This window comes from Lentzea sp. NPDC036955 (genome assembly GCF_055608005.1).
On the sequence record NZ_JBVJRC010000001.1, the window covers coordinates 257,585 to 278,172 of the forward strand.

Sequence of the window (20,588 nt, forward strand, 5' to 3'; positions counted from 1 at the left end):
GTGTCGTGGAGCCGTACCGCATCAAGGTCGTCGAGCCCATCCCCATCACCACCCGCGACTACCGCGAGCGCCGCTACGCCGAGGCGGGGTACAACCAGTTCAACCTCACCGCCGACGACGTCACGATCGACCTGCTGAGCGACTCCGGCACCGGTGCGCTCTCGGCCGAGCAGCAGGCCGCGGGCATGCGCGGTGACGAGACCTACGCGGGCGCCCGGTCGTTCTTCCGGTTCCGCGAGGTGGCCGAGGAGCTGACCGGCTTCCCGCACATCTACCCGGTGCACCAGGGCCGTGCCGCCGAGCGGATCCTGTTCTCCGCGCTGCTCAAGCCCGGCCAGCTCTCCGTGGGCAACACCCACTTCGACACCACCCGCGCGAACGTGGAGCTCGTCGGCGGCGTGGTGCGCGACCTGCCCTGCCCGGCGGCGGCCGACCTCGACAGCGACGCGCCGTTCAAGGGCGACATCGACCTCGTCGCGCTGGAGGCGGTGCTGTCCGGGCCGGAGGACGTCGGCCTGGTGCTGATGACGATCACCAACAACGGCGGCGGCGGGCAGCCGGTGTCGATGGCGAACCTGGAGGCCGTCAGCGCGCTGTGCCGCCGGTTCGGGGTGCCGTTCTTCCTCGACGCGGCCCGGTTCGCCGAGAACGCGTGGCTGGTGACGCAGCGGGAGGAGAAGTACCGCGACCACAGCCCGCGCGACGTCGCGAAGCTCGCGTTCCGGCTCGCCGACGGGTGCGTGGTGAGCCTGAAGAAGGACGGCATCGTCCACATCGGAGGGATGCTCGCCCTCACCGACCCCGACCTGGCCGAGCAGTGCGAGCTGCTGCTGATCGCCACCGAGGGTTTCCGCACCTACGGCGGGCTTTCCGGTCGTGACCTGGACATGTGCGCGCAGGGCCTGATGGAGGTCACGCACCCGGCGTACCTCAAGGAGCGGGCTGAGGCCACCGCGTACCTGGCCGAGTGCGCGCGCCAGGCCGGTGTGGAGAGCGTGCGTCCCGCCGGTGTGCACGCGGTGTACCTCAACGCGGGCCGGTTGCTGCCGCACATCCCATCGCACCGGTTCACCGGTCACGCGCTGGCCTCGGAGCTGTACCTGGCGGGCGGTGTGCGGTGCGCCGAGCTGGGGTCGCTGTACCTCGGTGAGATCGACGAGTCCGGTGAGCTGCTGACGCCGGCGCCGTTCGAGCTGGTGCGCCTCGCGATCCCGCGCCGCGTCTACACCCGCAGCCACCTGGAGTACGTCGCCGAGACGCTCGCCGGCATCGCCAAGGACCCCGAGTCGGTGCCCGGCTACCGCCTCACCGAGGCACCCGCCGTCCTGCGCCCGTTCCGCGCCCGCCTCGCCCAGGTCCGCTGACGCGAGAAGGCCCCTCGGGTCACCACCGAGGGGCCTTCCGGTCCTGCGCGAAGATCAGGCGGGCACGCCGATGCGGCTCATCGCGTGCTCGATCACCCGCACCAGCACCGCCTTCGACGACTCGCGGTCACGGGCGTCGCACAGCACCAACGGCACCGCGTCACCGACGTCGAGGGCGTGGCGCACCTCGGCCTCGGTGTAGGAGTAGCTGCCGTCGAAGCAGTTCACCGCGACCACGAACGGGATCTGGCGGCGTTCGAAGAAGTCGATCGCCGCGAACCCGGTCTCCAGCCTGCGGGTGTCGACCAGCACCACGGCACCGATCGCACCGGAGGCCAGCTCGTCCCACATGAACCAGAACCGGTCCTGGCCCGGTGTGCCGAACAGGTACAGCACCAGCTCGGTGTTGATCGTGATGCGGCCGAAGTCCAGCGCGACCGTCGTCGTGTTCTTGCCCTCGACGCCGACGATGTCGTCGATCTCCTCACCCGCGGCGGTGAGGAGCTCCTCGGTGCGCAGCGGGGTGATCTCGCTGACCGACCCGACCAGCGTGGTCTTGCCCGCGCCGAACCCGCCGGCGACGACGATCTTGACGGCGACGGGGACGGCGAGGTCGTCGTCGCGCTGGTCAGATTGCACGGACACCATCCAGCACCTTCTGCAGTAGGTTCATGTCCATCGCGGTCGCCATCCGCGACGGGTCGCGGGTGATGACGTCTCCGCGCTGGATCAGGTCGCTCAGCAGCACCTTCACCACGACCAGCGGTGCGTGCAGGTACGCGGCGACCTCCGCGACGGACAACGGCTTGCGGCACAGCTTCATGATCTCGGTGTGCTCCACCGAGAGCGAGGCGGGGTCGTTCGAGGTGCGGATCGACCGCACCTGGGTCGTGAGGTGCAGATCGCCCCACACCGGCCGGGTGCGGCCGCTGACCAGCGCGTAGGGCCGGACGAGCGGGCCGGCCGCCTCGTCGTACCACCAGTCTCCCGAGTGGACGGTCATGACAACCCGAGTGCGCTGGGCAACGGGGTGCGCGGCGCGGTGGACAGGTAGCCGCCCACGCGCTTCACGAGCATGTTCATCTCGTAGGCGATCATGCCCATGTCCGCGTCCTCGTCACCGACGACGGCGAGGCAGGCGCCCTGCCCGGCCGCGGTGACGAACAGGTACGCGCGCTCCATCTCCACGATGGTCTGGCGCACCTGGCCGCCGCCGAAGTGCCGGCCGGTGCCGCGGGCGAGCGACTGGAACGCCGACGCCATGGCGGAGAGGTGGTCTGAGTCGTCCTTCGACAGCTCGGGCGAACGGGCCAGCAGCAGACCGTCAGCGGAGAGCACCACCGCGTGCCGAGCACCGACCACTCTGCTCACGAGGTCGTCCAGCAGCCAGTTGAGCTTGGCCTGCCCGCCGGTCATCTCTTCCATGGGAAATCGCCTTTCGCTTTCCGGAGTCCCAGTGCGCATCACGGTTCGAGGTCGTGGGGGTCCGCGGTCCTGGCGTCACGAGCGCCGCGCTGGAACGCGGACAGGCCGTCACGGGCGCGTTCGGCCCGTTCCTCGGCGTCGAACTCGGTGAAGTCGGGATCGGGACGCAGGTCGTCGGTCGCCAGCTGGGGCACGAGGTGCTGCTGCCGCTGCCGGCGCGGCAGCTGCGGCCGTTCGTCCTGGCGCACTTCGCCACCTCCCGCGGCGGTGTCGGTGTCGGTGGGCCAGCTCTCCGGCCGGGTGTGCGCGCGGGACAGCTCGGTGCCGTCGGTGCCGGTGACCGGCACGTGGCCCTTGGTCGAGGCGCCCGCCCAGAACTGGTCCAGCTCGGACCCCGACTCCGCCGGCGGGCGTGCCTGCGACGGCACGTGGGTCTCAGGGCGCACCTGCTGCACCTGCTGGCGGTAGGAGGGCCGGGGAAGCTGCGGCACGTCCGTGGTGTCGGCCGCGCCCGCGTCGCCCGCGAGCAGCTCGGCCGGGATGAGCACCAGCGCGATCGTGCCGCCGGAGGAGCACTCGCGCAGCTCGACCCGGATGCCGCGGCGCGCGGCGAGGCGTGCGACGACGAACAGGCCCAGGCGCGACTCACCACGCAGGCGCATCGCCTCGAAGTCGGGCGGCGCGGCCAGCATCTGGTTGTGCAGCTCGCGGTCCTCGGCCTTGATGCCCAGGCCCTGGTCCTCGATCTCCACGACGATGCCCTGCGGCACCTCGCTGGTGTGCACCTCGACCTGCGAGCGCGGCGGGGAGAACGAGGTGGCGTTGTCGACGAGCTCGGCGATCAGGTGGATCGTGTCGGCGACGGCGGCACCGGTGAGCGCCACCTCGGGCACCGGGTTCACCTTGACCCGCGCGTACTGCTCGGTCTCCGCGACGGCGGCGCGCACCACGTCGAGCATGCGCACGGGCTTGCGCCACTGCCGGCCCGGCTGCTCGCCGGTGAGGATGATCAGGTTCTCCGCGTTGCGGCGCGCGCGGGTGGCGAGGTGGTCGAGCTGGAAGAACGCGTCGAGCTGCTCGGGGTTCTCCTCCTCGTGCTGCAGCCGGTCCAGGATCTTCAGCTGGCGGTGCACCAGGCCCTGGTTGCGGCGCGCGATGTCGAGGAAGACCCGGTTGACGCCCTCACGGGTCTGGCTCTCCTTGACCGCCGCGGCGACGGCGGTGTACTGCGCGGCGTTGAACGCGTCGGCCACCTGGCCGATCTCGTCGTTGCCGTAGTCGAGCGAGGGGACCTCGGCGGCGACGTCGACGTGCTTGCCCTCGCGCAGCCGCTCGACGATGTCGGGCAGGCGCTCGTGGGCGAGCTTGAGCGAGTCGCTCTTCAGGCTGGTCAGGCGCACGATCAACGCCTTGTTGACCAGCCGGTTGGAGATGCGGACGGCGACGAAGATGCCGGCGATGACCGCGAGCAGGGCGACGAGACTGCCGATGAGGACGGTGTTGAACTTGTTCTCGCCGTTCTCCAGCGCGACGTTCACGGCGCCGTTGGACTGCTCCTGCACCATCGTGGTGAGCTCGGTGGACACGGCGCGGCTGGCGGTCTCCCAGTCGGAGGCCCCGACGGAGTTGCCGATGGGCCGTTCCGCGTTCTGCAGCAGGCGGTTCTCCAGCGCGCCCAGCTGCTGCCAGGACGGGCTGGTGATCACGCGCTGGTAGTGGTCGCGCACCTCCTTCAGCGCGTTGGGCTCGATCGCGTTGAGCGACGAGCGGTACGCGCCGACGAGGTAGACGAACTCGCGGTGGTCCTCGGGCGTGAACCGGCCGGCGGTGAGCGCACCGGCGGCGACGGACCCGGCGCGCGACATCGAGTCGGCGGCCTGGAAGTACTGCACGGCGGCCAGGGCGCTCTGCACCGTGGGCGCGTCGGGGACGATGCGGGCCTGCGTGTTGTAGAGCGAGGCGCCCGCGTCGAGCACGCTGTTGTAGAAGCGGTAGACCTCGGCCTTGGACGCGGTGCCCGCCTCGATCACGGCCCGCTGCTGCGGCAGCTGGTCCAGCAGCCCGTTGAGCCTGCCGATGCTGTCCACGACCTCCTGCGGCGCCTGGGCGGCGAGATCGGTGAACGCGGTCTTCATCGTGCTGAGGTCGGAGTCGGTTTCCAGCCACTGCTTCTGCAGTGCGGAACTACCCGAACCCGGCCGGCTCAGGTTCGTCATGCTGAGCTCGCGTTCCTTCTGCAGGGACGCGAACGACTGCACCGCCGGAATCGACGCGTCCCGCACACCCGAGGCGACCAGCCGCAGGTAGAGACCGTCGAACACGGTGTACGACGAGAACAGCACCCACATCACCAGAAGCACGATGCTGGGAACAACGACAACACCGGTGAGCCGGGACCGAATTGTCTTGTAATTTGTGTCAGGCACGTTCTTCAGCTTCACAACGCTCCACGACCACCTGAATTGGCGACGGAAAGATAGCACCGCGAGAACAGCACGACCAACCGTAGATGATCATGCATTGCGGTTGCCGAGCAGGGTACTCAGTCAACCGGCCACGGCGACACCCAGGTCCACGTGCGCATCTCAGCATACGGAGCAGCGCAAGGCTGGTCCGTCAGGAGCACGCCAAACACCGTTCGAGCAGAGAGAACGACACGAATTGCCGCGCCGCTTGACAGCGGGTTGACCGATTTGGATTCGCTGACAATGTGAACCGAATCACATGAACGAGCCTTCGGTTGTTTCGGAAATTCACAGCGCACATCTCGACGGCCGCACCGGTTTGTGCTAACCGAAGAACGCACCGCGGCCCGTTCGGGCAGCCCGCTGTCCGGTTGCACCGGGAAACCCGCGCGCACCAGCACCGGGACGCGCGCACACCGAGCAGGCACCGCTCGGCCTCGTCCCCAGGCAGCCGCGCGAGCACCGCGTCGTACAGCTCGGGCAGCACCGGCTCGGCAGCCGCGACCACTTCGCGCCCGAAGTCCCTCCGGCCCTCACCCGGCCCGGCGGTGGACCGAGACCGCGTAGTCGCCGCCGCGGAACTCGGCGCGGTCCCACGTCGCGTAGCGCTCGGCCAACTCCAGGCCCGCGTCCGCGCAGTGCCGGTCGTACTCGTCGGCCGAGTACCTGCGGTCGAGGCCGAACCCCGCGACGAGGACGGTGCCGACGTGCCGCGCGACCCCCGCGACCAGGGCGCCCTGCGTGCCGGGCGGGGTGAACAGCGGCACGTTGCCCGCCATCACCACCACGTCGAAGACCCGGCCGAGGTCCAGTGCGGCCAGATCGGACTCGACCCAGTCGATCTCCGGGGCCTTGGCGCGCGCCGTGGCCAGCATGGACGCGTCCACATCGGCACCGACGACCTCGATGCCGTGCCGGGCCAGCTCTATCCCGACCCGCCCGGTGCCGCACCCGGCGTCCAGCACGGACGTGGGCCCGTACGCCCGCACGAAGGTCGCTTCGCCGTGCACGTCCACTCCCGACGCGGCGAGCTCGTCGAACCTGGCCTGGTACTCCGCTCCGTTCCACACGGACCCGAGCCTAACCCTCGGATCGGCGGATACCGCGCGTGTGGGAGCGCTGCCAAGGTCGAGTGCATGACGCGCTTTCTGCTGGCAGTGGCGTTGGTCGTGGCCGCGGCCTCTCCCGCGCAGGCTGCTCCCGCCCGGTGGTTCGGGACCTGGGCCGCCGCACCGTCCTCCGCGGTCCCCGGCACGGAGAACGGCTACGCGAACCACTCGTTCCGCAACATCGTCCACGTGAGCGCGGGCGGTCGTGAGATCCGCGTGCGGCTGTCCAACGCCTACGGCCGCACACCGGTGCTGTTCGGGCAGGTCACCGTGGCGCTGGCGGCCGGACCGGACACCCCGTCCGCGCTGCCCGGCACCATGCGCACCCTCACGTGGGGCGGTGCGGCGTCCATCACCGCCCCGCCCGGTGCCGACGTGGTGAGCGACGGCGTGGCGCTGACCGTGCCCGCCGACTCCGACCTGCTGGTCTCGGTCTTCACGCCGGCGGCGGGCGGCCCGGTCACCCACCACCAGCTCACGATGCAGAACTCGTACCTGACCCGCGAGGGCAACCACACCGCCGCCGAGTCGGGCGCCGCCTACCGCGAGCGCACGACCGCCTGGCACTACGTCTCTGGCGTCGACGTGCGCTCGTCCACGTTGCGCGGCAGCGTGGTCGCACTGGGCGACTCCATCACCGACGGCGCGAACTCCACCTGGGGCGCCAACCTGCGCTGGCCCGACCAGCTCGCCGACCGCGTCAACACCCGCTACGGCATCGTGAACGCGGGCATCAGCGGCAACCGCCTGCTCCTCGACGGCGGCTCGGCCGGACCGAACGCCCTGGCCCGGCTGAACCGCGACGTGCTGACCCAGTCCGGCGTCCGCACGGTGATCGTGTTCGAGGGCATCAACGACATCCAGCAGACCCCGCACGAGACGAACCCGGAGAAGATCATCGCGGCCCTGCGGCAGATCGCCGCCCGCGCCCACGACCGCGGCCTGCGCGTGGTGGGCGCGACGATCACGCCGTTCAAGGGCTGGTACAGCTACACCCCCGAGCTCGAACAGGTGCGGCAGGCGGTCAACGCCCACATCCGCGGCAGCGCCGAGTTCGACGCGGTGGTGGACTTCGACGCGGTGGTCCGCGACCCGGCCGACCCGCAGCGGATCAGGCCGGAGTACGACCAGGGCGACCACCTGCACCCCGGTGACAAGGGGTTCGAGGCGATGGCACGGGCGGTGCGGGTGGCGGCGCTCTGAGCCACACGGCCCAGGGCGTGCTGATCTTCGACTGCTCGCGCACGGGGGTGGCTAAGCTCGCGGTGTGATCACTCCAGGGGGCCGTGAGCTGTGGGTGGACCTGAACGAGGTCGTCGCCCGTGACCACGGCGACGAGCGCACGGCGGCGTTGGAGGAGGTCGTGCGGCGCGCGGACGCCGCGGACGCACCGCGCGTGACCTTCTTGGCGCGCAGGGAGTTGGCGGCCGCGCACCAGACGGACGGGCGCTGGGACCTCGTGTACCCGTTGCTGGAGGAGTGCCTGCAGGAGCACGAGCACCGGCCGTGGCGGTTCGAGCGCGACGACGAGGCCGAGCTGCTGGAGTGGTACGCGTGGCTGGTCGAGGCCATGGTGGACTTCCCCGAGCGGGCGCTGTCGGAGATCCACGCGAGCGCGGCGGACCTGGAGCACCGGTTCCGGCAGCGGGACCTGCCGCTGGGCGACGTCTACCGGGCGCACCACGGGATCGCGGTGCACGTCGGCGACCTGGCGTGGGCGCGGGAGGCGTTCGCGCGGCAGGTCGCGGCGACCGCACCGGAGGACCCGTGGCTCGACGCCCACCGGATCGACCACCTGCTGGCGCTGGGTGACGAGGAGCAGGCGCTGCGGCTGGCTGAGCCGTTCCTGCGCGAGCCAGGGGTGTCCGACGAGCTGACGACGCGGGTGCGGCACCTGGTGCTGTTACCGCTGGCCCGTGCGGGCCGGTGGGAGGACGCGGCGCTCACGTTCCGGCGGCTCACGCGCGGGATGTCCGGCGAGTACTCGCGGTTGGAGGACCACGGCGGGATGGCGCAGTTCTGCGCGCTCACCGGCAACCTGAGCGAGGGCACGATCTGGCTCGGACCGGTGGAGGAGCTGGGCGAGCGCAAACGCCCACTGGCCACAATGGAGTACGCCGCCTCCGCCACCCTGCTCACCCGCCAGCTCGGCTGGATGGACACCGAACGCCGCCTGCGCGCGCTCGCGCAGGACCTGGCCGCGCGGTTCGACCGCCGCAACGCCACCACGGCGTGCGGCGACCGCGTCCGGCGCAAGCTCGAAGCAGAGCAGCTCGTCGACTTCCTGCCGCTGTACCCCACCAGCCGCCCGCCGCTCCCCGCGCCACCGCCGCGGCTGAGCGACGCCGAGCTGCTGCGCCGCTCCGAGCTGCACGACCTGCGCTGCGAACCCGACGAGGCGCGCGTGTGCCTGTCCCTGGTGGGCGACGACCTGCCGGAACCGCTGCGCGCCCAGCGCGACGAGCTCACCGCGAAGTTCTTCCAGAGCCCCGAGACCGGCACGGTCCTGCGCCGGGCCGCCCGCACGTACGAGGAGCACGGCGACCACCGGCGCGCGGAGCTCACCCGCTGCTGGATCGGCCTGTGGGTCGTGCACGAGGGCGACGTCGAGGGCGGGGTCGCCGCGGTGAGGGACGCCGTCGAGCGGCTCCACGAGGTGGGCGACGGCCAGGCGTGGGGCGAGTACTGGCTCGCGTACGTGCTGGCGGGCCAGAACGAGCACGAACAGGCGCTGGCCGCCGTCGAGCGGGGCAAGCGCCACGCCCACGACCCGCTCGCCCTGGGCACGCTGCAGGCCCTCGAAGCACAGCTCACCGGCCAGCCGCCGGTGGAGGCCTACGAGACGTTCGTGCGCAACGACGTGCCGGAGAAGGCCCTGGAGGCGCTGTACCTGCTGCCGGAGGACATCACGCGCACGGCACCGGAGCACCCCCGCGTCGCCGGCCACCTGAGCTACCTGCGGGCGCTGCGCACGATCAACGCCGGCATGCCGGAGCTCGCCGTCGACGACCTCAACGAGGCCGTGGGACAGGCCCAGCGCCGCAACAACGCCACCGTCGAGCAGTGGTTCCACCTGACGCACGCGAACTACGCCGCACGCCGCTACGAGGACGCCGTCGACGCCGGGCTCAAGGCCGTGGCGTGGCTCGACCACCTCAAGACCGAGGACACGAGCTGGGAGCAGGCCGCCGACGAGACCCGGTTCCTGGTCGCACAGTGCTACCAGCTGCTCGGCGACCAGCCGGCCGCGGTCCGGGAGTACCGCGTGCTCGCGGCCGGTGACGGGCCGATGGCGGCGGCCGCGTTCGTGGCGGCCACCGCCCTGCTGGAGGCTTAAGGCCTGGGTCGAGGTCCGTGTTCGCGACAGCCGGGCGCTCGACACAGGCCCTAGCGCGCCATCCGGCGGTGCTGCAGGGCCACCTCCCCCGGTCGCGCGGCCCGGTCCAGGAACATCAGGCCGTCCATCCGGCAGGTGCAGGCGTTGCCCTCGCGGTCGTTCTGCGGGTAGCTGCCGCCGACCTTGAGGCCGCGCGGGTCGGTGGCCGACGCGACGTCCGGTTCGGGTTCGCCCTCCAGCCGCCACGGGTCGCCGGCCGTCACGTACCGACCGGCCAGCGGCTTCCCGTTGCGGTACAACGCCATCTCGCCGGTGTCGAAGTCGAACGTCGCCGCCAGGAACACCCATTCGCCCACGGGCAGCAGCTCCCGCCAGTCCGCCGACGCCGCGAACGTCTGCGAGGCACCGCCGTCGAGCCGGCGGGCCAGTGCGACCAGCTTCAGGGAGCCGTCCACGCTGATGAGCTCCAGCAACGCGCGCACCGCGTGGCCGTTCGAGTCACCGGACAGCACACCGGCGAGACCGATGGCGTCGTAGAGGTCGTCCGGGTCGGGGGTGTTCGAGTTCGGGGCCGGGTTCTGGCCCGTCATCTTCACCCAGCCCAGGATCGACGCCTCGCGGGCGCCGTTGAACGCCCGCAGCGACGGCACGCCGGACGCGCTGTAGAAGCCTGCCTTCCAGTCGTCGTTGCCGGCGGTCGCGGGGTTGACCTGCTTGAGCTGCACCGAGGTGCGCGAGCCGCGGTACGCCCCGTCGCGCACCCGCATGTCCGCGCCGCCGTTGACCAGCGACAGCGCGGTGCCCGAACGACCGCGGTCCTGTTCCAGGGCCGCGTTCCCAGGTACCGGGTGCTCGAAGTCGTAGTGCGCCACCAGGTTCGACGCGAGCGCGGGCAGCACGGACGGCGCAGCGGACGAGGCGGGTGCGGCGAGACCGGCCGCGAACACCGCCGCCACCACCAGGGTGAGCAGCCGCATCACCGCACCCCCTGCCCGCGCACCAGGAGGTCGCGCAGCCGGCCGACGTTGTCGAAGGAGCCGAACCCGACCCGGCCGGACGTGAACGTCCGGTCCACAGCGGTCATCAGCGGGTACCGCGACCCGTCCAGGTACACCGCGATCTCCCCCGAGCCGGCGCAGTGCCGGACGCGGACGCGGTGCCACGCCGTGTCGGTGACCGCCGGGGCCGCTCCGACCGAACGCACGGCGTCCCACTGGTGGTCCAGGCGCACCCGGTCGGCGTTGTTCACCACGAAGATCCCGTTGTGCGGGTAGGTCCTGTTGTCCGACGACAGGTGTGCGTAGTAGAACTCCGTGTCCGAGCGGTACCCGAACACGATGATCACGTCCCGGTTCGGCTCCGCCACCGGCGTGTCCAGCCGCACGGAGGCGTCGACCTGCACCGAGCCGAACTCCGGTCCCCTGCTCAGCACCGCGTACTCGAACGGCCGCCGCGGACCGGGTCGCGCCGTGCCGGCCTGCGCCAGCACGACCTCGCGGCCGGGGAACTGCCACAGCGACGGCGTCACCGGTGCCCACGAGTGCTCCGAGGTGGCGCCGGCGACGAGGTCGTGGCCGGTGGAGCAGGCGGCGAACGTGCGCGCGCCGGTCACCTTCCAGACCTTGCCGTTCGCCTTGGCCAGCACGTACAGCTCACCGGCCGCGTCCTGCCCGAACCGCAGGTCGACGCGGGGGTCACCGGCCAGCGCCTGCAACGTGGTCCGCTGCCCGCCGGAGTACACCGCCAGCTCGCGCGACTCGGCGAACGGCCGCCCTGCGCTCAACGCGCGTTCGTCGGCGGTGAACAGCAGGCCCTTCACGCCTTCGCCGTAGACGTACTTGCCGCGCAACGAGGGGATCTTCGCGCCGCGGTAGACGAACCCGCCCATCAACGCGTTGCCGCTGTCCGCGCACGGGCGCGTGGTGGAGGACCGGTTGTGGTCGAACCCGGTGACCGGGTAGGTGTAGCCGAACCGCGCGTCGTCAGCGGGCAGCGGGAACACGCCGCACGACGGGTCGCCGCGGCGGAACACCCACTGCGCCTCGCGTTCGCTCCAGCCGAGGTTCGCGCCCTTGCGGACCTCGTAGACGGCGTCGACGGCTTTTTCGCCGATGTGGCCCATGAACATCTTGTGCGTGCCGCCCGCGTCCCAGCTGAAGCGGTACGGGTCGCGCATGCCGTAGGCGTAGATCTCGCCCAGCGCGCCCGCCTTGCCCACGAACGGGTTCGAGCGCGGGATGCCGTAACGGCCGTTCGCGCCGTCGGTGCCGGCGGGGTCGATGCGCAGGATCTTGCCCTGCGGCAGCGAGAGGTCCTGCGGCACCGTCGTGGTGAAACCGATCCCGCCGTCACCGGAGGCCAGGTAGAGCAACCCGAAGTCCTCGTCCCGCGGGCGTGCGGTCGGGTTGAAGCCGATCTCCTGGAAGCCGTGGATGAACGAGGCGTAGCCGACCCGCAGGACCTCGCGGCGGGTGCCGGAGAAGACGTCGGCGCTCGGGTCCACCGCGGTCCACTCGGTGACCACGCCGTGCACCTGCGTCTCGCCGGAGGACGGCAGGTCGGGCTTCTTGCCGGTGAGCGCGGACCCGGTCTCGGTGTGCACGGTGAAGAACCTGCCGGTGCGCCGGAAGTCCGGGTGGAACGCGGCGAACCCGAACCCGCTGCCCAGGCCGCGGTGGTTGTGGAAGTCGGGTCCGACCGCGGCGGCCAGGTCCAGGTAGGCGTGCCGGGTGCCGCCGTCGAGCAGGTACAGCGTGCCGTTCATGTCCGGCACGAACAACCGGCCGGACCCGTCCGGCACCTCGCCGAGGTAGTTGATCCGGTTGTAGCGCTGCAACCGCGAGTCCGTCGGCGGCGGCACCGGTTGCGACGCGGGCAGCCGCGCGACCTCGGTGAGCTCCAGGCCGATCCCGGACTGGCCGGGCGTCGGCAGCGGGTCGGCGATCGGGGCGTCCTGGGCGGACGCGGTCGGGACGAGGAGCGATGACAGCAGGATCATCGGTGCGGCCAGCCGGAACAAGCGTCGGTACATCCCCACCACCCTGTGGGCCAGGCCGTGCCAGCACGGCGCGGAAAGCGCTTTCCAAGCAGTGCCTCCGGAATGTACCCAGCTAATAATGCCGGTACAACCCTCCTTCGGACCGGCTCGGTTCAGTCGTGTCCCGTCACAGCTTCCAGCAGCTCCCGGATGTGCGCTGTCGCCGATGCGAACTCCGGCCGGGCCATCGTGGCCGCGTAGTCCCGTTCGGCGGGCAGGCCGACCTCGACCACCTCCCGCACCAGCGCGGGCCGCCGCGTCAGCACGACCACCCGGTTCGCCAGGTACACCGCCTCGGCGATCGAGTGCGTCACCAGCAGCACCGTCGTGCCGGTCTCGCGCCACACCCGGTGCAGCTCCACGTTCATCTGCTCGCGGGTCAACGCGTCCAGCGCACCGAACGGTTCGTCCATCAGCAGCACGCGCGGCTGGTGCAGCAGAGCGCGGCACAACGCCACGCGCTGCTGCATGCCGCCGGACAGCTCGTGCGGGAGGGCGTTCTCGAAGCCGGTGAGACCGGTCATCTCGATCAGCTCGTCGGCCCGGCGACCGGCCTCCGCCGAACCCATGCCGCGCATCTCGGCCTGCAACAGGATGTTCCTGCGCGCGGACCGCCACTCCAGCAGCGCGGCCCGCTGGAACACGAACCCGATGTCGTGCCGGGGCCCGCGCACCTCCTCCCCCAGCAGCCGCACCGAGCCGGACGACGGCCGCAGCAGCCCCGAGACGAGCTTCAGCAGCGTCGACTTGCCGCAGCCGGATGGGCCGGCGATGGACACGAACTCGCCCGGTGCCACGTCGAGCGAGACCTGGTCGACCGCGGTGGTCTCCGCGCGCTTCGAGCGGAAGCGCACGGACACGGCGTTGATCGCGACGGCGCTCGTGGCGTTCAAGGTGGTGCTCATCCCTTCGGTGCCACGCTTTCCTCCCAGTACGCCGAGGGTTCCGACGCCTTGCCGATGATGCCGGTCTGCTGGAAGGTGTCGATGGTCTTCTTCCAGTCCTCCGCGGTGTTGACGCCCGGAGCCTTGCCCTTCGTGGCGTCGGTGTGCAGCAACGTCAGCGTGGTCTTGAACTGCTCCAGCACGACCGTCGGCGACGGCAGCTGCTCGGCGGCGCCCTTCATCGAGTCGGCGGCGGCCTGCGGGTCCTTCTCCGCAGCGGTCCACGCCTCCTGGGTGGCCTGGACCATCCTGCGCACCAGGTCGGAATCCTTGGCCAGCACCGACTTCGACGTGATCAGGCCGTTGCTGAAGTAGTTCAGGCCGAAGTCGGAGAACCGCAGGTAGGACACGTCCTTGCCGGCCTTCTCCCTGATCGTCGGACCCTGGTCGGAGGCGAACCCGAGCAGCACGTCGGTGCGGCCGGAGATGACCGCGGCCATCTTGCCAGCGGGGTCGATGTTCTGGATGGAGACGTCGGACTCCTGCAGGCCGTTCCGCTGGAGGAACGCGGGGAACGTCTTGGTCAGCGCGTCACCGGCGGTCGTCGCGACGGACCTGCCCCTGAGGTCGGCCGGCCCGCTGATGTTCTTCTCCGTGAAGAACTGCACCGAGGCGGGCGTGGTCTGCAGGTACACGCCGATGCTCCTGGCCGGCACGCCGTTCTCGACGGCGGTGGCGAGCGCCGAGGTGTCCGCCCAGCCGAAGTCGGTCTGCCCGGCGCCGGTGGCCTGCACGGTCTTGCCGGATCCCTGGCCCGCCTGGATCTTCAGCTTGATGCCGTGCTTCTCGAAGATCCCCTGCTGGAGCCCGTAGTAGAACGGCGCGTGCTCGCCGTAGGGGTACCAGTTGAGGGTCAGCGTGACCTCCTCCGCGCCACCACCGGCGGCGGAGTCGCCGCCACCGCCGCAGCCGGCCACCAGCAGCACCGCGGGAAGTAGGCCTGCGAGCACTTTCCTCATCGGTCAGCCTTTCGCGAGAAGGGTTGTGGTGACGGTGGAACCGCGCCGGCTGGCGTGCCACGGCAGCACCAGCCTCTCGGCGAGGTCGAGCAGGGCGAACAGCAGCACGCCGACGACCGACATCACGATCAGCCCCGCGAAGAGCATCGGGGTGTCCATGTTGCCGTTGGCCTGCAGGATCACGTAGCCGAGACCCTCGTTGGCGCCGACGAACTCGCCGACCACCGCGCCGGTGACGGCGAGCGTGATCGCGACCTTCAGCCCGGCGAACAGGTGCGGCAGCGCCGCCGGGAAGCGGATCTTCGCGAACGTCTTGAGCGGCCCGCCGCCCATGGTCGCGGCGAGCTCCAGCATCTCGGTGTCGACGGACTTCAGGCCGGTGACCATCGAGATCACCACCGGGAAGAACGCCATCAGCACGGCCACGACCACCTTGGGCCCGAAGCCGAAACCGAGCCACACCACGAACAGCGGCGCGATCGCGATCTTCGGGATGACCTGCGCGAACAGCAGCACCGGGTAGACCGTGTTCTCGACGGTCCGCGAGTACACCATCGCCACGGCGACCAGCACGCCGACGACCGCGGCGATGACGAAGCCGGCGAGCGTCTCCCAGGTCGTGGTCAGCGTGTGCGGCCACAGGTAGGACCACCTGTCGACCAGCACCTCGGCCGTTCTGCCCGGTGAGGGCACGAGGTAGGGCTCGACCAGTTCCGCGGCGGTGACGAGCTGCCAGAGGAGCACGAAGGCCGCGATGAGCGCGACCGGGCGCCAGGACCGCTCGACCACCCCACCCCGCCTGCGGTCCGCCGAAACCGTGTCCACGAGGCCTCCTAGGTCGGAAAGCGCTTTCCAGTACGCTATGGCCGGTTCGCGGACCGGTCAAGGTGGAGGTTCGACGAAGCTGAGCAACCCGCTGGCCGGACACGGCAGCCGGTCTGGGCGCCGAACGAGCCGGTGGTGCGCGCATCGGCGGCCGGCGTCCTGGCGCAGCAGGCCGGTCTCCCTGTCGTAGCGCGGACACCACACCGGAGACGGTCCATCACGGCGATCCGTTCGCGGTGCAGCTTCTTGAGGAACGTCCTGGCTTCCAGCCGCAGTCGTGCGTCCAAGTTGGACAACGGTTCGTCCGTCAGCAGCACCTCGGCCGACGCCGCCACCGCCCGTGCCGGTGCGGCCCGTTGCCGCCGGCCGCCGGAGCACGGCGGCCACGAGGTCCCGACAGGTGTCTCAGCGCCCTCTCAGCGGGCGGCTGCAAGGCTGCCGCTCGAAGGGGGTAGATCAACTGTGCAACTGCTGCTCGCGGCCGTCCTGGCCGCATCGACCCTGGTGACACCGCAGGTCACCGGCCCGTTCCCGGTGGGCGTGTTCGACGCCCACCTCACCGACACCCGCGCTGATCCGTGGCACCCGGACCAGCGCAGGGAGCTCATGGTCACGGTCACCTACCCGGCCCGCGCGAAGGGCGAGCGGGCGCCGTTCCTGTCCCCCGCCGTCGCCGCGGCGGCCGACCCGGTGCTCTCCAGCCCCGGCTACCTCGACGTCCCGGCGGGCACGGTCGACTGGGCCGGCACGCTGCGGCAGGCCAGGACGCGGGCGCCCGCGCTCCCCGGCCGGTTCCCGGTGGTGCTGTTCTCGCCGGGACTGCAGTCGCCGCGCGAGTTCTACGCGGGTGCCGCGGAGGACCTGGCCAGCCGCGGGTACGTCGTCGTCACGGTCTCGCACACGCACGAGTCGCTGGTCGTCGAGTTCCCGGACGGCCGCCTGGTGCCGAGCGAGGTCGGTGACGCCCGGCCGGAGACCATGAGGAAGGCGATCGACGCACGGGTCGCGGACATGCGGTTCGTGCTCAGCCGGCTGCCCGGCCTGCACCGGGGCGCGGACCTCGGCCGGGTCGGGATCGCCGGGCACTCCTACGGCGGCTACACGGCCGGCGAGACGATGGTGCGCGACCGCAGGTTCGACGCGGGCATCAACATCGACGGCGCCATGGAGCACAGCGGGTCGGGCCCGTACGCGCCGGGCGAGATCGTCACGAGGGGCGTCGACCGGCCGTTCCTGCTCTTCGGCGGTGACCTGCGCGAGCGCGAGCTCTCGCACGTCGACACGAGCCTGACCCGGTCGTGGGCGGACTTCTGGCCGAACCAGCGCGGCTGGAAGCGGGACGTGCACCTCGACGACGGCGCGCACCTCGGGTTCAGCGACCTGCAGTGGGCGGTTCCGCAGGTCGGGGCGGTCACGGCGGAGCGCAGGGCCGACCTGATCGGCACGATCGATCCCCGGGACTCGCTGAAGGCGCAGCGCGACCACGTGGCCGCGTTCTTCGACCTGCACCTGAAACACCGCGCCACCACGCTGTTCGACCGCGTGCGCCACCTGGGAGTCCGCCTCGTGGGCTGACGGCGGCGGTATGGTCTGGTCCAATGGCTGTCGAGTTCGCCGTCCTCGGACCACTGCTGGTCCGCGTCGACGGCAGGGAGCTTCCGCTGGGTGGGTTCACCCGCCGGGCGGTGCTCGGCTTCCTGCTGCTCAACGTCGGCCGGGTCGTGTCGGTCAGCGAGCTGACCGGGGCGCTGTGGCCGGACGACCCCCCGCCGACGGCGCGCGGGATCGTGCTGAACGCCGTGTCGGCGTTGCGCAAGGCGGGCCTGGACCTCGTCACCCGCAAGCCCGGCTACCTGCTGCGCGCGGAACCGGACCGCGTCGACCTGCACCGGTTCCGCGCCCTGCTGGGCGGCGCCGCCACCGCCGCGACACCGGAACGCGCTGCGACGCTGCTGCGCGACGCGCTGGCGTTGTGGCGCGGGCCGGTGCTCGCCGACCTGGTGGCGGACGGCGTCACCTGGCCCGCGCTGGTGGAGATCGCCCAGTTGCGCGAGGTCGCGGTGGAGGACCGGATCGACGCGGAGATCGCGTGCGGGCGGCACCGCGAGGTGGTCGCGGAGCTGGAGGCGCTGGTGCGCGACCACCCGCTGCGGGAACGGGTGCACGGCCTGCTGATGCTGGCCCTTTACCGCTCCGGCCGCCAGGCCGACGCGCTCGCCGTGTTCCGCCGGGCCCGCGACCGGTTCGCCGCGGAGCTCGGCATCGACCCGGGACCGGACCTGGTGGCGCTGGAGCAGGCGGTCCTCACGCAGGACCCGGCGCTCGCGCTGATCCCGGCCCCGGCGCCGGTCGTGCTGGAGCGCAAGAAGGTCAGCGTCCTGGTGACCCGGTTGGAGCTCGGCACCGACGAGGCGGCCGATGAACAGCTGGAGGTCCGCGGCGCCGACGTCCGCGACCTGGTCGAGGCCCTCGGCGGGGTCGTGGTGACGACGCTCGGGTCGACCCTCTGTGCCACCTTCGGCGCACCCGCCGGGAGTGAGGACGACGCGGCACGGGCGGTGCGCGCGGCGTTCGAGGTCGTCGGACGCCACCCCGCGGCCGCTGCCGTGTGCACCGGTCCCGCGCTGGTGACGTCGGGCGACCGGCTGGAGGTCAGCGGCACGTTGCTCGACGCGGGGCTCCGGCTGGTCGCCCTGGCCGCGGCGGGCGAGGTGCGGACCTGTCCCGCCACCGACCGGGCGCTCACCCCCGCGGGCGACGACGCGCCGTTCGTCGGGCGGTCGGCCGAGCTCGCGCGGTTGTGCGAGGCGTTCGACGAGGTGACGCGGACCCGGCGGCCCCGGCTCGTGACGCTGGTCGGCGAACCCGGTGCGGGCAAGTCGCGGCTGGTGCGCGAGTTCACGGCGGGGCGCCCCGCGCTGACCGGCCGCACGCCGCCGGTCAGCCACAACGACCCGCTGGCACCGCTCGCGGAGGTCGTGCGCGCCCACGCCGGCGTCTACGACACCGACTCGGGGGCGGCGGTCACCGCGAAGATCAGGGCGATCAGCTCCGAACCGTGGCTCGTCGCGCAACTGTCGGCGTTGCTCGGTGTCGGCCCGCAGGGCAGCGATGTGCTGATGGCGTGGCGCAGGCTGGTCGAACAGCTCGCGGCCGACCCGCTCGTGGTGGTCGTGGAGGACGCGCACCGGGCCGACGACCTGCTGCTGGACTTCCTGCACGGCCTGGCCGACACCGCCGACGACGTGCCGCTGCTGGTGCTCGTGACGGCCCGGCCGGAGCTGCTGGCCCGCCGCCCGTCCTGGGGCGGCGTCACGACGCTGGCCCCACTGTCCGAAGAGGACACCACGCTGCTGCTGAAGGTGCTGATGACCCGGCACGACGTGACGGCGGACCTGGACGAGCTGCTGCACCGCTCGGCGGGCAACCCGCTGTTCGCCGGGGAGTACGTGCGGATGCTGCGCGACGGCGCCGGGGACGCGTTGCCGGACACGGTGCAGACGGTGATCGGCGCGCGGCTGGACTCGTTGCCGCCGTTGGAGAAGGTCGTGCTGCAGGACGCGGCGGTGCTCGGTGCGACGGTGTGGCCGGGCGCTGTCGCCGCGGTCGCCGAACGCGCTGTAGAGGAGGTCACGCGGTCGCTGGAGGTGTTGCGGCAGCGGGATTTCCTGCACCGGCTGCCGGTCAGCAACGTCGTGGGCGAGGCCGAGTACGCGTTCAGCCACGTGCTGGTGCGCGACGTCGCCTACGACCGGGTGCCGCGCGGGTCCAAGGCGATGAAGCACTACCGCGCCGCGGAGTGGGTGCGCGCACTGCCGCTGGAGCACGTTCCGCTGCTGGCGCACCACTTCCAGGAGGCGGTGTGGCTGGCCGAGGCCTCCGGGCGGCCGTGCGACATCCTCGGCCGGCACGCGCGGGAGGCGTTGACCGAGACCGGTCGCAAGGCGGCGGCGCTCGCGGCCCGCGCCACGGCGACGCGGTGCTTCGAGGCCGCGCTCGCCGTCTGCCCGCCGGGCCACGGCGACCGCGCGGAACTGCTGACGTTGCTGGGAACCAGCCTGTCCGGGGACGGCGCCGGCACGGCGGAGCTCGCCGAGGCGGTCGAGCTGCACGTGGCCGCCGGCGACCTCGCCGGTGCCGCGGACGCGTCCAGGGCGGCGTGGCAGGCGTGCTGGAACCGCGGCGAGCACCGCGAGGCCGTGCGGCACCTGGACCGGGCGCTGGAGCTCCTGGCCGCGGCTGAGCCCGGTGAACGGGTGTGCGCCGTGCTGGCCCAGGCCGCGCACGCGCTCACGCTGGTGGGCCGCACCGACGAGGCGATCACCGCGGCACGGACGGCGTTGACCGGGGCCACCGGCACCGAGCGCGCCATCGCGTGGGAGACGCTGGGGTTGTCGCGGGTGAAGAAGGGGGACGCGGCGGGGATCGACGACATGCGCCAGGCCGTGGCCGAACGGCAGGCGGCCGGTGTCTCCGCGAGCCTGTGCCTGTTCACCATGGGCACCGCGTACGCGATGCTCGGCGATGCGCGCGCACGACGTGCCGTGCGCGCGGAGGCACGGGCGGCGGCGTTGCGCCACGGCGACCGGCACACCCTGGCCTGGCTGGAGTCGTCGCGGTACGTCGAGCTGTTCTGGGACGGCGACCACGAGGCGGCGCTCGCGAACCTCGGCGAGTCGATCGCGGCCGGGCCGACCGAGCCGTTCTACCACGCGATCCGCGCGCGAATCCGGTTGCTGACCGGCGACCTGCCCGGTGCCCGCGCCGACGCCGCCCACGCGCTCGACCTGGCCCGCCGCAAGAACCACCCCGGCGAGCTGCAGCACCCGCTCGTGCTGGCCGCACGGCTCGCGCTGCTCGACGGCCGGCCCGCCGGCGAGTGGGTGGACGAGCTGCTCACCGTGCTGCCCGGCCACCAGATCACCGGGCCCATCGGCGCCGGTCTGCCGCTCGTGCTGGCCGCCACCGGGCACGGGCCGGAAAGCCTCGCCGGAGTCTCGTGGTCGCGGTGGCGGGACGCGGCGGAGGCGTTCCTGCGCGGCGACCGGGCCGCGGCGGTGCGCGAGTACGAGCGGATCGGCTCGGTGCCCGACGTCCGCGAACTGCGATGAGCCGCTGGTTAT

General features: G+C 71.8%; 15 protein-coding genes. 5 read left to right on the forward strand and 10 right to left on the reverse strand.

Annotated elements, in window-relative coordinates:
- Window positions 1-5: 5 nt before the first annotated feature.
- The gene (locus tag ACZ7CF_RS01240; protein ID WP_360387528.1) at window positions 6-1,364 is read left to right on the forward strand and encodes a tryptophanase; all 1,359 of its coding nucleotides are present in this window, start codon (window positions 6-8) and stop codon (window positions 1,362-1,364) included.
- 54 nt (window positions 1,365-1,418) lie between these two features.
- On the opposite strand, the gene ACZ7CF_RS01245 is transcribed toward ACZ7CF_RS01240, so the two are convergent.
- The 5 genes from ACZ7CF_RS01245 to ACZ7CF_RS01265 all read right to left on the reverse strand — a co-directional run bounded on the left by ACZ7CF_RS01245 (window position 1,419) and on the right by ACZ7CF_RS01265 (window position 6,324).
- The gene (locus tag ACZ7CF_RS01245; protein WP_360387526.1) at window positions 1,419-2,012 is read right to left on the reverse strand and encodes a GTP-binding protein; all 594 of its coding nucleotides are present in this window, start codon (window positions 2,010-2,012) and stop codon (window positions 1,419-1,421) included.
- Entirely contained in the window at window positions 1,993-2,367 is a 375-nt protein-coding gene (locus tag ACZ7CF_RS01250) for a DUF742 domain-containing protein (RefSeq protein WP_360387523.1), read from the reverse strand. The genes ACZ7CF_RS01245 and ACZ7CF_RS01250 overlap by 20 nt, the downstream gene beginning before the upstream one ends.
- A complete protein-coding gene (locus tag ACZ7CF_RS01255; RefSeq protein ID WP_360387520.1) occupies window positions 2,364-2,789 on the reverse strand; it encodes a roadblock/LC7 domain-containing protein in 426 nt (141 codons plus the stop codon). Before ACZ7CF_RS01255 ends, ACZ7CF_RS01250 begins: the two co-directional genes overlap by 4 nt.
- A 38-nt stretch (window positions 2,790-2,827) precedes the next feature.
- Entirely contained in the window at window positions 2,828-5,137 is a 2,310-nt protein-coding gene (locus tag ACZ7CF_RS01260) for a sensor histidine kinase (RefSeq protein WP_360388365.1), read from the reverse strand.
- A gap of 650 nt (window positions 5,138-5,787) precedes the next feature.
- Window positions 5,788-6,324, reverse strand: coding sequence for a class I SAM-dependent DNA methyltransferase (locus ACZ7CF_RS01265; RefSeq protein WP_470368520.1), 537 nt, complete (start codon window positions 6,322-6,324; stop codon window positions 5,788-5,790).
- Window positions 6,325-6,390: 66 nt separating this feature from the next.
- Here ACZ7CF_RS01265 and ACZ7CF_RS01270 point away from each other — a divergent pair, with 66 nt between their 5' ends.
- Together ACZ7CF_RS01270 and ACZ7CF_RS01275 are read left to right on the forward strand one after the other, a co-directional pair.
- A complete protein-coding gene (locus ACZ7CF_RS01270) occupies window positions 6,391-7,566 on the forward strand; it encodes an SGNH/GDSL hydrolase family protein (RefSeq protein WP_360387514.1) in 1,176 nt (391 codons plus the stop codon).
- 64 nt (window positions 7,567-7,630) lie between these two features.
- Window positions 7,631-9,700, forward strand: a complete 2,070-nt coding sequence (locus ACZ7CF_RS01275; protein WP_470368521.1) for a hypothetical protein — start codon at window positions 7,631-7,633, stop codon at window positions 9,698-9,700.
- Window positions 9,701-9,750: 50 nt separating this feature from the next.
- Here the strand turns inward: ACZ7CF_RS01275 and ACZ7CF_RS01280 are convergent, their stop codons facing one another.
- The 5 genes from ACZ7CF_RS01280 to ACZ7CF_RS01300 form a co-directional block, all read right to left on the reverse strand.
- On the reverse strand, window positions 9,751-10,677 hold the full coding sequence (locus ACZ7CF_RS01280) for a LamG-like jellyroll fold domain-containing protein (protein WP_470368522.1): 927 nt from the start codon (window positions 10,675-10,677) through the stop codon (window positions 9,751-9,753).
- Entirely contained in the window at window positions 10,677-12,731 is a 2,055-nt protein-coding gene (locus ACZ7CF_RS01285) for a PQQ-dependent sugar dehydrogenase (protein WP_470368523.1), read from the reverse strand. Before ACZ7CF_RS01285 ends, ACZ7CF_RS01280 begins: the two co-directional genes overlap by 1 nt.
- A 119-nt stretch (window positions 12,732-12,850) precedes the next feature.
- Window positions 12,851-13,642 (reverse strand): ABC transporter ATP-binding protein, encoded by a 792-nt coding sequence (locus ACZ7CF_RS01290; RefSeq protein WP_470368524.1) that lies wholly within the window; start codon window positions 13,640-13,642, stop codon window positions 12,851-12,853.
- Window positions 13,639-14,640: an ABC transporter substrate-binding protein gene (locus ACZ7CF_RS01295; protein ID WP_458433229.1), complete on the reverse strand. Its 1,002-nt coding sequence runs from the start codon at window positions 14,638-14,640 to the stop codon at window positions 13,639-13,641. The genes ACZ7CF_RS01290 and ACZ7CF_RS01295 overlap by 4 nt, the downstream gene beginning before the upstream one ends.
- Before the next feature lie 3 nt (window positions 14,641-14,643).
- Window positions 14,644-15,465, reverse strand: a complete 822-nt coding sequence (locus ACZ7CF_RS01300; protein ID WP_470368525.1) for an ABC transporter permease — start codon at window positions 15,463-15,465, stop codon at window positions 14,644-14,646.
- Between the two features lie 462 nt (window positions 15,466-15,927).
- Between ACZ7CF_RS01300 and ACZ7CF_RS01305 the strand changes: the two genes are divergently transcribed.
- Together ACZ7CF_RS01305 and ACZ7CF_RS01310 are read left to right on the forward strand one after the other, a co-directional pair.
- Window positions 15,928-17,040, forward strand: a complete 1,113-nt coding sequence (locus tag ACZ7CF_RS01305) for an alpha/beta hydrolase family protein (RefSeq protein ID WP_470368526.1) — start codon at window positions 15,928-15,930, stop codon at window positions 17,038-17,040.
- Between the two features lie 23 nt (window positions 17,041-17,063).
- Window positions 17,064-20,576, forward strand: coding sequence for a BTAD domain-containing putative transcriptional regulator (locus ACZ7CF_RS01310; protein WP_470368527.1), 3,513 nt, complete (start codon window positions 17,064-17,066; stop codon window positions 20,574-20,576).
- Window positions 20,577-20,588: the final 12 nt, after the last annotated feature.